Annotated in this window: 12 protein-coding genes; 5 read left to right on the top strand and 7 right to left on the bottom strand. The window is 69.2% G+C overall.

The annotated features are described in order from the left end of the window. Window position 1: 1 nt before the first annotated feature. From A5744_RS18760 to mqo, 3 genes are read right to left on the bottom strand one after another with little or no spacing between them, the layout of a single operon-like run. Entirely contained in the window at window positions 2–1,846 is a 1,845-nt protein-coding gene (locus A5744_RS18760; protein ID WP_076063564.1) for a magnesium chelatase subunit D family protein, read from the bottom strand. An 8-nt stretch (window positions 1,847–1,854) separates the two neighbouring features. Further along, entirely contained in the window at window positions 1,855–2,325 is a 471-nt protein-coding gene (locus tag A5744_RS18755; protein WP_076063563.1) for a GNAT family N-acetyltransferase, read from the bottom strand. Then, on the bottom strand, window positions 2,322–3,818 hold the full coding sequence (gene mqo, locus A5744_RS18750) for a malate dehydrogenase (quinone) (RefSeq protein WP_076063561.1): 1,497 nt from the start codon (window positions 3,816–3,818) through the stop codon (window positions 2,322–2,324). The genes A5744_RS18755 and mqo overlap by 4 nt, the downstream gene beginning before the upstream one ends. Window positions 3,819–3,911: 93 nt before the next feature. Between mqo and A5744_RS18745 the strand changes: the two genes are divergently transcribed. The 5 genes from A5744_RS18745 to A5744_RS18725 are packed head-to-tail and all read left to right on the top strand — an operon-like array spanning window position 3,912 to window position 9,455. Then, on the top strand, window positions 3,912–4,943 hold the full coding sequence (locus tag A5744_RS18745; protein ID WP_076063559.1) for an alpha/beta hydrolase: 1,032 nt from the start codon (window positions 3,912–3,914) through the stop codon (window positions 4,941–4,943). A 4-nt stretch (window positions 4,944–4,947) separates the two neighbouring features. Then, window positions 4,948–6,339 (top strand): mycothione reductase, encoded by a 1,392-nt coding sequence (gene mtr / locus A5744_RS18740; RefSeq protein WP_076063558.1) that lies wholly within the window; start codon window positions 4,948–4,950, stop codon window positions 6,337–6,339. Window positions 6,340–6,353: 14 nt separating this feature from the next. Then, window positions 6,354–7,460, top strand: coding sequence for a HoxN/HupN/NixA family nickel/cobalt transporter (locus tag A5744_RS18735; RefSeq protein WP_076063917.1), 1,107 nt, complete (start codon window positions 6,354–6,356; stop codon window positions 7,458–7,460). A 16-nt stretch (window positions 7,461–7,476) separates the two neighbouring features. Continuing rightward, window positions 7,477–8,598, top strand: a complete 1,122-nt coding sequence (locus A5744_RS18730; protein WP_076063919.1) for a nucleotide pyrophosphatase/phosphodiesterase family protein — start codon at window positions 7,477–7,479, stop codon at window positions 8,596–8,598. A 29-nt stretch (window positions 8,599–8,627) separates the two neighbouring features. Continuing rightward, window positions 8,628–9,455: an isocitrate lyase/phosphoenolpyruvate mutase family protein gene (locus A5744_RS18725; RefSeq protein ID WP_076063556.1), complete on the top strand. Its 828-nt coding sequence runs from the start codon at window positions 8,628–8,630 to the stop codon at window positions 9,453–9,455. Here the strand turns inward: A5744_RS18725 and A5744_RS18720 are convergent. From A5744_RS18720 to A5744_RS18705, 4 genes are read right to left on the bottom strand one after another with little or no spacing between them, the layout of a single operon-like run. Then, the gene (locus tag A5744_RS18720; RefSeq protein WP_170874541.1) at window positions 9,452–10,228 is read right to left on the bottom strand and encodes a 3-oxoacyl-ACP reductase; all 777 of its coding nucleotides are present in this window, start codon (window positions 10,226–10,228) and stop codon (window positions 9,452–9,454) included. The genes A5744_RS18725 and A5744_RS18720 overlap by 4 nt on opposite strands. Next, window positions 10,225–11,586, bottom strand: a complete 1,362-nt coding sequence (locus A5744_RS18715; protein WP_076063553.1) for an aldehyde dehydrogenase family protein — start codon at window positions 11,584–11,586, stop codon at window positions 10,225–10,227. Before A5744_RS18715 ends, A5744_RS18720 begins: the two co-directional genes overlap by 4 nt. Continuing rightward, complete coding sequence (locus tag A5744_RS18710) at window positions 11,583–12,329, bottom strand: gamma-glutamyl-gamma-aminobutyrate hydrolase family protein (protein WP_240563107.1); 747 nt, start codon at window positions 12,327–12,329, stop codon at window positions 11,583–11,585. Before A5744_RS18710 ends, A5744_RS18715 begins: the two co-directional genes overlap by 4 nt. Then, a complete protein-coding gene (locus A5744_RS18705) occupies window positions 12,316–13,680 on the bottom strand; it encodes a glutamine synthetase family protein (RefSeq protein ID WP_076063551.1) in 1,365 nt (454 codons plus the stop codon). The genes A5744_RS18710 and A5744_RS18705 overlap by 14 nt, the downstream gene beginning before the upstream one ends. Window positions 13,681–13,682 lie beyond the last annotated feature (2 nt).

The raw sequence follows: 13,682 nt of genomic DNA, 5'->3' as shown, positions 1-13,682 counted from the left end.
CTCACGCGACGTTGCGCACGGCCCGCGTCAGGTGGTCGGCGTGCAACTGCTCCAGCCTTACGACCGGCGCACCCAGCCGGCCGGCGAGCTGCCCGGCCAAGCCCAGCCGCACATACGATGTCTCGCAGTCCACGACCACCGCGGCGGTGCCTTCGGCGACCAACCGCGCCGCCGCGGTTCGGCTGCGGCCCAACGGGTCCGGCCCGGCGTTGGCCCGGCCGTCGGTGAGCACCACCACCAGCGGACGGCGCGCGCGGTCGCGCGCCCTTTCCCGGACGATCAGCTCGCGCGCGGCCACCAGCCCCTCGGCCAGCGGTGTCCTGCCGCCGGTGTCGAACCGGGCGAGTCGCCGGCCCGCGATGTGCGCCGACGACGTCGGCGGCAGCAACAGCCGCGCGCCCTGGCCGCGGAAGGTGATCACCGCGACCTTGTCGCGGCGCTGATACGCGTCGCGCAGCAGCGACAGGGTGGCGCCGCTGACGGCGGCCATCCGGTCGCGGGCGGCCATCGAACCGGACGCGTCGACAACGAAGATCACCAGATTGCCTTCGCGGCCCTCGCGGATGGCCCGGCGCACGTCGTCCGGCCCCGGTCGCAGCGGGCCCGCGCCCGCGCGCTCGGCCGCCGATAGCAGGGTGGCGAACAGGTGCAGTCCGTGCGCCGCGGGACCGGCGTCGTCAACATCGGCGGCCGCCACCACCCTGCCGGAGACGTTGCGGGCCCGCGACCGTCGGCCCGGTGCGCCCTCGCCGATGCCCGGCACCCGCAGCGCCCGGGTACGGAAGGTCTGCGCCGGTGGCGCACTGGGCTTGGGTGGTTGCGATCTAGCATGCGAATTAGATTGCGGTTCAGGGTCATTGGCCGACTGACCGCCACCGGGCGGATCGGGCTCGGGGTCGGGTTCCGGGTCGCGGCCGGCCTGCGCCAGGGCCTGGTCCAACTGGTCGCGGTCGATGCCCGGATCGTCGAAGGGGTCGCGGCGGCGCCGATGCGGCAGCGCCAGTTCGGCCGCCACCCGGATGTCCTGCTCCTCGACGGTGTTGGCGCCGCGCCAGGCGGCGTGCGCGGCGGCGGTGCGGGCCACCACCAGGTCGGCCCGCATGCCGTCGACGTCGAATGCCGCGCACAGCGCCGCGATGCGCCGTAATTCGTTGTCCGGCAACACCACGTCGTCGACGAGCGCACGCGCGGAAGCGATCCGGCGCGCCAGCTCCGCGTCGGCCTCGGCATAGCGCTCGGCGAACGCGTCCGGGTCGGCCTCATACGCCATCCGCCGCCGGATGACCTGCGCCCGCACGTCGACGTCACGCGAGGCGTGCACGTCGACGGTCAGACCGAAGCGGTCCAGCAGTTGCGGGCGCAGTTCGCCCTCCTCGGGATTCATCGTGCCGATCAGCACGAAACGGGCCTCGTGCGAATGGGAGATGCCGTCGCGTTCGATGTGCACCCGCCCCATCGCGGCGGCGTCGAGCAGCACGTCGACCAGGTGATCGTGCAGCAGGTTGACCTCGTCGACGTAGAGCACGCCACCGTGCGCGCGGGCCAGCAGTCCCGGCGAGAACGCGTGCTCACCGTCGCGCAGCACGCGCTGCAGATCAAGCGAACCGATGACCCGGTCCTCCGTTGCGCCGAGCGGCATTTCGACCAGTCCGGCCCCCGAGCCGGCATCGGCGCTCCCGGTTGCGGCCGACAGCAGCGCGGCAAGGCCGCGCACCGCGGTCGACTTCGCGGTGCCCTTCTCGCCGCGGATCAGCGCCCCGCCGATCTCTGGCCGCACGGCGCACAACAACAGCGCGAGCCGAAGCTGATCGTGCCCGACAATCGCACTGAACGGATAGGGCTTCATGCCTGAGTTCATGTCTGGGCCACCGGACGCCAGCCGGGCCGCAGCATCGGCACGTGCGGCACCCCGTCTTCGACGAAATCGTCACCGTCGCGGACGAATCCGTGCTGGGCATACATGTCCGCGAGATAGGTCTGCGCGTTGATCCGGCACGGGTAGTCACCCACCTCGGCCAGCGCGGCGGCCAGCAGCCGGGTGGTGTGGCCCTGGCCCCGCGCCGCGCGCTTGGTGCACAGCCGGCCGAGCCGGAATGCCTTCTCGCCGCCGGCGTGCTCCTCCATCAGCCGCAGCGTACAGATCACCTCGCCGTCGGGTGTCTCCAGCCAGAAGTGCCGGGTCTCGGCGAGCAGGTCACGCCCATCCAGCTCCGGATACGGGATCGCCTGCTCGACGACGAACACCTCCACCCGCAGCTTGAGCAACTCGTAAAGAGTTGCAGCGTCAAGGTCTTTGGCCCAACTGCGGCGCAGCGCCATCGTCATGATCGCCCCCTGGAATCTAACTGCAGTACCTTGGTTCCCCACGACCACACCTCGTCGTACAACGCCGGCTCACGGGACAGCTCCACCCCCAGTGACGGCACCATCTCTTTCAGCGTCGGCAGCCACGACCGGTACCGGCCGGCGAAGCAGCGTGACAGCACATCGAGCATGGCCGGCACGGCCGTGGACGCGCCCGGCGAACCCCCGAGCAGCCCCGCGATGGTGCCGTCGGCGTCGCTCAGCACGGTGGTGACGAACTCGAGCACCCCGCCCCTGCGGCTGTCGCGGCGGATCACCTGCACGCGCTGGCCCGCCGTCGTCAGCTCCCAGTCCGAATCCACGGCACGGGGGGCGAATTCGCGCAGCGCGCGCACCCGATCCGGTCCGGAGAGCCGCAGCTGGCCGATCAGATAGTTGATCAGCGTCAGTTGGGTGACGCCGACACCGAGCATCGACAACACGTTGTCGGGCTTGATCGACCGCGGCAGGTCGGAGAAGTGGCCGTGCTTCAGGAACTTCGGCGACCAGCCGGCATAGGGCCCGAACACCAGCCACGGCTTGCCGTTGACGAACCGCAGGTCCAGATGCAGCGCCCCCAGCGGCGGGGCCCCCGGCGCGGGAACGCCGTACACCTTGGCCTGGTGCGCGGCGGTGAGCGTCGGGTTGCCGGCGCGCAGGAACCGGCCCCCGATGGGGAATCCGGCGAAGCCCTTCACCTCCTTGATGCCCGACTTCTGCAGCAGCGGCAGGGCGTCGCCCCCGGCGCCGACGAACACGAATTTGGCGTTGCAGCGGCGTTTTTCGCCTGTGCGGCGATTGCGAACCAGCAGCGTCCAGCTGCCGTCGGATTGGCGGCGCAGGTCGCGGACCTCGTGACCGAACAGGGCAGTGGCGCCGCCCCGCACGCAAAAGCCGATGAGCTGCCGCGCCAGCGCACCGAAGTCGACGTCGGTGCCCGCAGCGGCCCAGTTGAGCGCGATCGGCTCGGCGAAGTCGCGCTTGGCGGCCATGAACGGCAGCCGGCGGGCGAACTCAGCCGCGTCGGTGATCAATTCCGTGCCGGCGAACAGCGGATTGTCGGCCAGCGCCCGCTGACGCCGGCGCAGATAGTCCACGCCCTCGGCGCCGTGGACGAAGCTCACGTGCGGGACGACGTTGACGAAGCCGGGGTCGCCCAGCATGCCGTTGTCGACGGCATACGCCCAGAACTGGCGGGTCACCTGGAATTGCTCGTTGACGGCCACCGCTTTGGTGATGTCGACGGAGCCGTCGGCGCGCTGTGGCGTGTAGTTCATTTCGCACAGCCCGGCATGACCGGTGCCCGCGTTGTTCCACGGGCTACTGCTTTCGGCGGCGACGGCGTCCAGCCGCTCGATCAAGGTGATGGACCAGTCCGGTTCCAGCCGCCGCAGCAACGCACCCAGCGTGGCGCTCATGATCCCCGCGCCTACCAGCGCGACGTCGGTGCGCGCGGTACTGGCTAGGCCTGACACCGTCCCAGGCTATCCCGGGCGCCATCCGGGCGCTGACGCGTGCGGCCCGCCCGTCACCAGCAAAACCTTTAAGCTGGCCTCGTGACTGGCGGGGTGACTGGCTGGGTGGCCGATGTCCTGCCCGGGTATTGGCAGCGCACGCTCCCGCTGGGACGCGATCCCGCCGGCGAGGGCGATATCGCCGCAACCCTGATCCGGCGCGGCCCCGAGGCACAGGCCGGCCGGGCCGACCACGCGGTGCTCGCGGTGCATGGCTACACCGACTACTTCTTCCACACCGAACTGGCCGATCACTTCGCCGAGCGGGGTTTCGCGTTCTACGCGCTGGATCTGCAGAAGTGCGGCCGTTCGCATCGCGAGGGCCAGACGCCGCACTTCATCACCGACCTGGCCGCCTACGACGCCGAACTCGAACAGGCGCTGGCCGTCATCAACGAGCGGCATCAGCGGGCGAAGGTCTTGGTGTACGGGCACTCGCTGGGCGGGCTCATCCTGCCGCTATGGCTGGACCGGATGCGCCGGCGCGGCGCGGCGGCGCACGCCGGCATCGGCGGCCTGGTGCACGGCCTGGTTCTCAATAGCCCGTTCCTGGACCTGCACGGCCCGGCGATCCTGCGGTTGTTCGTCACCTCCGCGGCGATAGCCGGCCTGTCGCGAGTGCGCGCCAAGGGCGTGATCCGTTCCCCCACCGAAGGCGGCTACGGCACCACCCTGCACCGCGACTACGCCGGCGAGTTCGACTACAACCTGGCGTGGAAACCGTTGGGCGGCTTCCCGATCACCCTGGGGTGGCTACACGCGGTCCGCCGCGGCCAGGCGCGGCTGCATCGCGGGCTCGACGTCGGTGTGCCCAATCTGATCCTGCGCTCCGATCACAGCGTGCGCGAAGGCAACGATGCGGCGGCAATGCAGCGCGGCGACGCGGTCCTCGACGTCACCCAGATCGCGCGATGGGCGGGCTGCATCGGCAACCGCACCACCATCGTTCCGGTGACCGACGCCAAACACGACGTCTTCTTGTCGCTGCCGGAGCCGCGCCAAGTCGCCTACCGGCAATTGGACCTGTGGCTGGATCGCTACCTCGACTTAAACACCGGCGCGCAGGCGTCTTCCGGAAAGGGATGACAGCGTGGAGACTTACGACATCGCGATCATCGGAACCGGTTCGGGCAACAGCATTCTCGATGAGCGCTACGCGAACAAGCGCGCGGCGATCTGCGAGCAGGGCACCTTCGGTGGCACGTGTCTGAACGTCGGGTGCATCCCGACGAAGATGTTTGTCTACGCCGCCGGGGTGGCTGACGAGATCCGCGGCGCGGCGCGCTACGGCATCGACGCCCACATCGACCGGGTGCGCTGGGACGACATCGTCTCGCGCGTCTTCGGACGGATCGATCCGATCGCGATGAGCGGCGAGGACTATCGCCGCAGCGCACCCAACGTCGACGTGTACCACCAGCACACCCGGTTCGGCCCGGTGCTGCCCGACGGGCGTTATCTGTTGCGGACGGACGCTGGCGAGGAATTCGCCGCCGATCAGGTGGTGATCGCGGCGGGCTCGCGGCCCGTCGTGCCGCCCGCAATCCTCGCGTCCGGCGTCGGGTACCACACCAGCGACACCGTGATGCGAATCCCTGAGTTGCCTGAGCACGTCGTGATCGTCGGAAGTGGCTTTGTGGCAGCCGAATTCGCGCACGTCTTCTCCGCGCTCGGTGTGCGGGTGACACTGGTGATCCGGGGCGGCACCATGCTGCGCCATCTCGACGACACCCTGTGCGAAAGATTCACCCGCATCGCCTCGAGCAAATGGGAACTGCGCACGCACCGCAACGTCGTCGCCGCCTTCGACCGCGGCTCCGGCCCAGGTTCTGGAGTTGAGCTGGAACTCGACGACGGCTCCAGGTTGAACGCGGGCGTGCTGCTGGTGGCGACCGGCCGGTTGTCCAACGCCGATCTGCTGGACGCCGGCCAGGCCGGTATCGACGTCGAGAACGGCCGGGTGGTTGTCGACGAATACCAGCGGACCTCCGCGCGTGGGGTTTTCGCTCTCGGCGACGTCTCGTCGCCGTATCAGCTCAAGCATGTCGCCAACCACGAGGCCCGCGTCGTGCAGCGCAACCTGTTGTGCGACTGGGACGACACCGAGTCGATGGCCGTCACCGATCACCGCTACGTGCCGTCGGCGGTGTTCACCGACCCCCAGCTGGCATCCGTCGGATTGACCGAAAACCAGGCGGTCGCACGCGGATTCGACGTGTCGGTCGTGGTGCAGAACTACAGCGACGTCGCCTACGGCTGGGCGATGGAGGACACGACGGGAATCGTCAAACTCGTCGCCGAGCGCAACAGCGGATGCCTCCTGGGCGCGCACATCATGGGCCACCAGGCGTCGTCGATCATCCAGCCGCTGATCCAGGCGATGAGCTTCGGGCTCACCGCCGCCGAAATGGCCCGCGGCCAGTACTGGATTCATCCCGCGCTGCCGGAGGTGGTCGAAAACGCGCTACTGGGTCTGTGCTGAGCCGGAAGGACGACATGTCGCGCTGGTCTAGTGTGCGCCGCGCCCTGTCACCCGCGGAGTGGTGGCGATTGGGATCGATGCTCGCGGTGATCGTCGCCCTGCATCTGGTGGGCTGGGCCACCCTGGTGTTCGTCGTTGATCCGGCGCGACTCAGCGTGGGCGGCAAAGCGTTTGGCAACGCATTCGGCATGGGTGTCGGGATCACGGCCTACACCCTTGGCATGCGGCACGCCTTCGACGCCGACCACATTGCCGCGATCGACAACACCACCCGCAAGCTGATGAGCGACGGACGCCGCCCCCTTGCCGTTGGATTCTTCTTCTCGCTGGGCCACTCCACGGTGGTGTTCGTGCTGGCGCTGCTGTTGGCGACCGGCGTGCAGGCCGTCGCGGGGCCGGTCGAGGATGATTCCTCGGCGCTGCACCACTACACCGGGCTGATCGGCACAGGCGTCTCGGGCGTATTCCTGTATCTGATCGCGATACTCAACGTCGTCGTGCTGGTCGGCATCGTGCGGGTGTTCGCGCGTTTGCGCCGCGGGGACTACGGCCCCGAAAGCGGCCCACAGAAGATCGAAGCGGAACTGGAACGGCATTTGCAGAACCGCGGGCTGCTCAACCGGCTGCTGGGCCGCTTCACCAAGTCCATCACGAAGTCCTCGCACATGTACCCGGTCGGATTGTTGTTCGGCCTCGGGTTCGACACCGCCACCGAGATCGCACTGCTGGTGCTGGCGGGCACCAGCGCGGCCGCCGGACTGCCCTGGTATGCCATCCTGTGCCTGCCAGTGTTGTTCACCGCCGGCATGTGTCTGCTGGACACCCTCGACGGCTCGTTCATGAACTTCACCTACGGCTGGGCCTTTTCGCGACCGGCGCGCAAGATCTACTACAACATCACCGTCACCGGGCTGTCGGTCGCTGTCGCGCTGCTGATCGGCAGCATCGAACTGCTCGGTCTGTTCGCGGGCCAGCTGGGCTGGCGGGGCCCGTTCTGGGAATGGCTGGGCAGCCTCGACCTCAACACCGTCGGCTTCGTCGTCGCCGGCATGTTCGTGCTCACCTGGGCCGGCGCCGTGCTCGTCTGGCGCTACGGCCGCCTCGAAGAGAAGTGGGCATAGAGAAATGGGTGTAAACGTGCGCGGTTCGATCTGCGACGTCATGCCCGCCGCGGCCGCAGTGCTTGGGGTGCCAGAGGGGATCGACCGGTTGGGTCTCGCCGAATCCGTCGGCCCCGTCGATCGCGTGGCGCTCCTGCTGGTGGACGGGATGGGATGGCACCTGCTACCCGACTTGGCCGGCAGTGCACCGCTGCTCGCCTCGGTAGTCGCCGGCGGCGCTGGACTGCTGAGCGAGCTCGCGTGCACCTTCCCGTCGACCACGCCGAGCAGCCTGGTATCGCTCGGCACCGGCGCGCAGCCGGGCGAACACGGCATCCTGGGCTTCACACTCAACGTCCCGGGCACGGATCGGGTGCTCAACCACATCCGCTGGCGCGACGACCCGCCGCACACCGAATGGCAGCCGCTGCCGACCTGGTTCGAGCGGCTGCGACGATCCGGCGTCAGCGCCCGGGCGGTGCTGCCGGCGCCGTTCCTGGGCAGCGGCCTGACCGACGCCGCGTACGGCGGCGCCGATTTCCGGCCGACACAGCCGTCCGACGACTACGCCGGGCGGCTGGGCGACGAACTGGCGGCGGCGCCCGGGCTGGTCTACGGCTACACCGCCGACCTGGACACCGCGGCCCACGTGTTCGGCATCGGCTCGCCCCAATGGCACGAGGCGGCCGTGCGTGTCGACGCGCTGCTGACCCGCCTGGTCGAGACGCTGCCCCCCGACGCGGCGCTGCTGGTGACCGCCGACCACGGCGGCCTCAACGTCCCGCCGGAAGCGCGTGTCGACCTCGACACCGATCCGCGGCTGGGCGAGGGGGTGCGGGTTGTCGCCGGCGAGCCGCGGGTGCGCTACCTGCACACCGTGCCCGGCGCGGCGGACGACGTGCGGTCCGCCTGGTGCGAAGTGCTGGATAGCTGGGCCCAGGTGTACAGCCGCGAGGAGGCGGTGGCGACGGGGATGTTCGGCCCGGTCAACCCGGCGCACCTGCCGCGAATCGGCGACGTCGTCGTCGTCTGCACCGGCAATACCGCGGTGCTGGCCACCGGGCACGAGCCGCTGGAAACGGCACGCCTCATCGGTTTTCACGGCGGCCCAACACAGGCCGAAACGGCGATTCCGCTGATCACCTTCACAACCGACTAGCTGTCGGTGGCCAGTGCTAGACCGTAGGAATGGATAGCACCGAGCGCGGCGAACGATTCCGACAACTGCACACCGGCGACGAGGTGCTCGTGCTCCCGAATCCCTGGGACATCGGCACCGCTCGATTGTTCGCCAACCTCGGATTCCACGCGCTGGCGACGACCAGTGCCGGCCTCGCGTTCTCGTTGGGACGGCGCGACGGCGACGGCGCGGTCAGCCGGGACGAGACGCTCGAGCACGTGCGCACGATCGTCGATGCGACACCCCTGCCCGTGACCGCGGATCTGGAGAACGGCTTCGGGGAATCGCCCGAGACAGTCGCGGAGACGGTCCGGCTGGCGGGAGAGATCGGCCTGGCCGGGGCGTCCATCGAAGACGCGACATACAACCGTGACGAGCCCATCTTCACCCGCGGACTGGCGATCGAACGAATACAGGCCGCCGCGGAGGCCGCCCGCGCGCTGCCCTATCCCTTTACGTTGACCGCTCGTTCGGAGAACTTCATCCGGGGCCGTCCCGACCTCGACGACACTCTGTCGAGGCTGCGGGCATTCGAGGCCGCCGGCGCCGACGTGTTGTACGCGCCGGGCCTGCCCGACGAATCGGCGCTCCGCGCGGCGTGCAGCAGCGTCACGAAACCGTTGAACTACGTGGCCGGCTTCGGGTCGACCCGATTCACCCTGGCCCAGCTCAAGGACTTCGGGGTGCGCAGGGTGAGCATCGGCACCTCGTTTTGCCGCGCCGGGCTGAGCGCCGTCGTTCGAGCCGCGCGTGAGGTGCTGGAGCAAGGCTCCTTCGGCTATGTCGAGGGCATTGGTTCCGTGGCCGATTTCAACGAGCTCATCGACCCCGCCTAGAGCGGCGTGACGTAGGCGGAGCTGATGCCGCCGTCGACCAAGAACGTCGACGCGGTGATGAACGACGCGTCGTCACTGGCCAAAAACGCTACCGCGGAAGCGATTTCGTCGGGTTCGGCGAAGCGGCCCAACGGCACGTGCACCAGCCGGCGCGCGGCGCGGTCGGGATCCTTGGCGAAAAGCTCGGCCAGCAGCGGGGTGTTGACCGGTCCCGGGCACAGCGCGTTGACGCGGATGCCCTGCCGGGCGAATTGCACGCCCAGCTCCCGCGACATCGCCAGCACCCCGCCCTTGGAGGCGGTATAGGAGATCTGCGAAGTCGCCGAGCCCAGCACCGCGACGAACGACGCGGTGTTGATGATCGAACCGCTGCCCGCGGGCACCATGTGACGCAACGCCGCCCGGCAGCACAGGTACACCGATTTGAGGTTGACGTCTTGGACTCGTTGCCACGCCGGCAGCTCGGTGTTCTCGATCAGGTCGTCCTCGGGCGGCGAGATGCCCGCGTTGTTGAACGCGATGTCGACCGAGCCGTAGGTCGCCGCCGCGGTGTCGAACAGCGCGCTGACGTCGTCCTCGTCGGAAACGTCAACGGCCACAAACAAACCCGAAACCTCCTCGGCGGCAGCGGCGCCGGCGTCGCGGTCGACGTCGCCCACGACGATGGTCGCGCCCTCGGCGTGCATCCGGCGCGCCGCGGCCAAGCCGATCCCGCCGCCACCGCCCGTGATGACTGCGACCCGGCCCGCCAGCCGTCGGGTCAGGTCCATCAGCTCTCCTCCTTGATCGCGATGAATACGTTTTTGGTTTCGGTGAAGTGCAGCGGCGCGTCCGGGCCGAGCTCGCGCCCCAGCCCCGACTGCTTGAATCCGCCGAACGGGGTGTTGTAGCGCACCGACGAGTGCGAATTCACCGACAGGTTGCCGGATTCGACCGCGCGCGACACGCGCAGCGCGCGGGACAGGTCGTCGGTCCAGATCGATCCCGACAGGCCGTATGCCGTGTCGTTGGCCAGCGTGATGGCGTCGTGCTCGTCGTCGAAAGCCTGCACGGTGACGACCGGGCCGAAGATCTCGTCGGTGACGCTGCGGTCGGTGCGCTGCGGGGTCAGAACCGTTGGCGGAAACCAGAATCCGCGCCCGGTGGGTGCGCTGCCACGAAAAGCGACGGGGGCGTCGTCGGGGACATAGGAGGCGACCTTGTCGCGGTGCGCCGCCGACACCAGCGGGCCCATCTCGGTGTCGCGGGACGTCGGGTCCCCGACCACCACGCCTTGCACCGCGGGCTCGAGCAGCCCCATGAACCGGTCATAAATGCTGCGCTGCACCAGGATTCGGCTGCGGGCACAGCAGTCCTGGCCGGCGTTGTCGAACACCCCGGCCGGCGCGGTCGCCGCGGCGCGCTCCAGGTCGCAGTCGGCGAAGACGATGTTCGCGCTTTTCCCACCGAGTTCCAGCGTCACCCGCTTGACGTGGGCAGCCGCGGCGGCCATCACCCTTTTGCCGACCTCGGTGGACCCGGTGAACACGATCTTGCGAATGTCGGGATGAGTGACGAACCGCTCCCCGACCACCGCGCCCTTCCCCGGCAGCACCTGCAGCAGGTCTTCGTCCAACCCGGCCTCCACCGCCAGCTCACCGAGCCGGATCGTCGTCAGCGGCGTCCACTCCGCGGGTTTGACCAGAACGGCGTTGCCCGCGGCCAACGCCGGCGCGATGCCCCAGGACGCGATCATCATCGGGAAGTTCCACGGCGTGATCACCCCGACGACGCCCAGCGGTTCGTTGAAGGTGACGTCGAGCCCTCCGGCCACGGGAATCTGCTTGCCCGACAACCGCTCCGGGCTGGCGGCATAGTACGTCAACACGTCGCGAACATGGGCGGCTTCCCATTCGGCCGACGCGATGGGGTGACCGGAATTGGCGACCTCGAGCGCGGCCAGCTCGTCGAGATGGGCGTCGACCGCGGCGGCGAAGGCGCGCAGGCCGGCCGCCCGTTCCGCCGGCGACAGCCGCGCCCACCGCCGCTGGGCCCCCCGCGCCCGGCCCACCGCGTCGTCGACCGCAGCCGCATCGGCGTGCTGCACCGAGCGCAGCACTTCCTCGGTGGCGGGGTTGATCAGTTGAGTCATCTGCCGTCCGCGTAGGACCGCGCGGCGTCGACGACCGCCTTGAACAGCCGCAGGTCGCCCAGGGTCTGCTCCGGATGCCACTGCACCGCAAGGACGAAGTGATCGCCGGGCAACTCCAACCCCTCGACGACACCGTCGGCGTCCCACGCGCTGACCACCAGAGGATCACCCACCTTGTCGATGGCTTGATGGTGATAACACGACGCGTCGGTGGACTCCCCCATCAGCGCGGCCAGCCGAGTCCCCGGCACGGTCCGCACCGGCAGCGTGGTGAACACGGCGTTGCCGGCCCGATGCCGGGAATGGCCGAGCACGTCGGGCAGGTGCTGGTGCAGCGTGCCCCCGAACGCGACATTGAGCACCTGCGCGCCGCGGCAGATGCCCAGCACCGGGAGCCGTCGGTCCAGCGCGCCCCGCAACAGCGCGAGCTCCCAAGCGTCGCGCACGCTGCGCGGCGGGTCGGTGGTCGGATGCGGCGGCTGGCCGTAGGCGGCTGGGTCGAGATCGTAGCCCCCGGTGATCACCAAGGCGTCCAGGCTGTCCAGCGCCGCGCTCACGGCGTCGCCGTCGGCCGGCTGCGGCGGCAGCAACACCGCGACGCCTCCCGCATCGATGACGCCCTGAAAGTAGTCCGCGGGCAGATAGCCGGCCGGAACGTCCCAGATTCCCGCCTGCACCCGCTCCAGGTAGGTGGTCAGGCCCACCACCGGTCGCCTGGAGGCGGGTCGCTTAGAGGCGTTCAAAACCGCGCACCCTCTCCCAGTCGGTGACCGCCGCGTTGAACGCCGCCACCTCCACGCGGGCGTTGTTGAGGTAGTGCGTCACCACTTCGTCGCCGAACGCCTCGCGCGCCAGCGCCGAGGCCTCGAACAACGCGGCGGCCTCGGCCAGCGTCGCGGGCAGCCGGTGCAGGGCCTGGTCCTCGTAGGCGTTGCCCGCGCACGGCTCGGGTAGCTCCAGCCCTCGTTCGATGCCGGACAGCCCACCGGCTATCAGCGCCGCCACCGCGAGGTATTGGTTGACGTCGCCGCCCGCGACCCGGCATTCGACCCGGATGTTGCGGCCGTGGCCGACGACCCGCAGCGCGCAGGTGCGGTTGTCCAGCCCCCACGCCAGCGCGGTGGGCGCGAAACTGCCGTCGGCAAATCGCTTGTAGGAATTGATGTTCGGGGCGAAGAACAGGGTGAGTTCGCGCAGCGTGGCCAACTGGCCGGCGACGAAACTGCGAAACGTCGACGACATGCCGTGCGGCCCGGATTCGTCGGCGAACACCGCTTTACCTTTTTCAGGGCCGTCGTCGGCTCGCAGCGAAAGGTGGATGTGGCAGCTATTGCCTTCGCGCTCATCGTATTTCGCCATGAACGTCAGGCTCTTGGAGTGCTGGTCGGCGATTTCCTTGGCGCCGTTCTTGTAGACGGCGTGGTTGTCGCAGGTCACCAGCGCCTCGTCGTAGCGGAAGCCGATCTCCTGCTGTCCCTTGTTGCATTCGCCTTTGACGGCCTCGAAGCGTAGGCCCGCCCCCTGCATGCCCGACCGAATGTCGTGCAGCAGCGGCTCCATCCGCGATGAGGCCAATATCGAGTAGTCGATGTTGTAATCGCTGGCCGGGGTCAGCCCGCGGTAGCCGCCGGCCCAGGCCTCGCGATACGACTGGTCGAACACGATGAACTCCAGCTCGGTCGCGACGTCCGCGGCCAGTCCGCGCTTTCCCAGCCGGTCCAGCTGACGGCGCAGCACGGCGCGCGGCGAGGCGGCGACCGCGCCGCCGTCTGCCCAACACAGGTCCGCGAGGACCAGCGCCGTGGCGGGCAGCCAGGGCACCAGCCGCAGTGTGGTCAGGTCGGGCATCATCACCATGTCGCCGTATCCGGTGTCCCAGCTCGACATCGCGTAACCGGGCACGGTGTTCATTTCGACGTCGACGGCCAGCAGGTAGCTGCAGCACTCGGCGCCGTGGGCGGCGACCTCGTCGAGAAAGAGCCGGGCCGAGATCCGCTTGCCGACGAGCCGGCCCTGCATGTCGGTGAAGGCCACGATGACGGTGTCCACCTCATCGATCCCGACCAGTTGGTCCAGCGCGGCCAAGGACAACATGC

It is taken from the genome of Mycobacterium sp. IS-1264, assembly GCF_001954195.1.
Lineage (GTDB): Bacteria > Actinomycetota > Actinomycetes > Mycobacteriales > Mycobacteriaceae > Mycobacterium.
Note: the sequence above shows the minus strand (reverse complement) of the source record. Positions and strands in the feature narration are given on the sequence as shown.

Bases quoted from the DNA above. Each gene is read 5' to 3' on its own strand.
- A5744_RS18705 (WP_076063551.1), bottom strand. From the start codon at position 13,680: ATGTTGTCCTTGGCCGCGCTGGACCAACTGGTCGGGATCGATGAGGTG.
- A5744_RS18755 (WP_076063563.1), bottom strand. From the start codon at position 2,325: ATGACGATGGCGCTGCGCCGCAGTTGGGCCAAAGACCTTGACGCTGCA.
- A5744_RS18715 (WP_076063553.1), bottom strand. From the start codon at position 11,586: ATGACTCAACTGATCAACCCCGCCACCGAGGAAGTGCTGCGCTCGGTG.
- A5744_RS18760 (WP_076063564.1), bottom strand. From the start codon at position 1,846: ATGAAGCCCTATCCGTTCAGTGCGATTGTCGGGCACGATCAGCTTCGG.
- A5744_RS18735 (WP_076063917.1), top strand. From the start codon at position 6,354: ATGTCGCGCTGGTCTAGTGTGCGCCGCGCCCTGTCACCCGCGGAGTGG.
- A5744_RS18725 (WP_076063556.1), top strand. From the start codon at position 8,628: ATGGATAGCACCGAGCGCGGCGAACGATTCCGACAACTGCACACCGGC.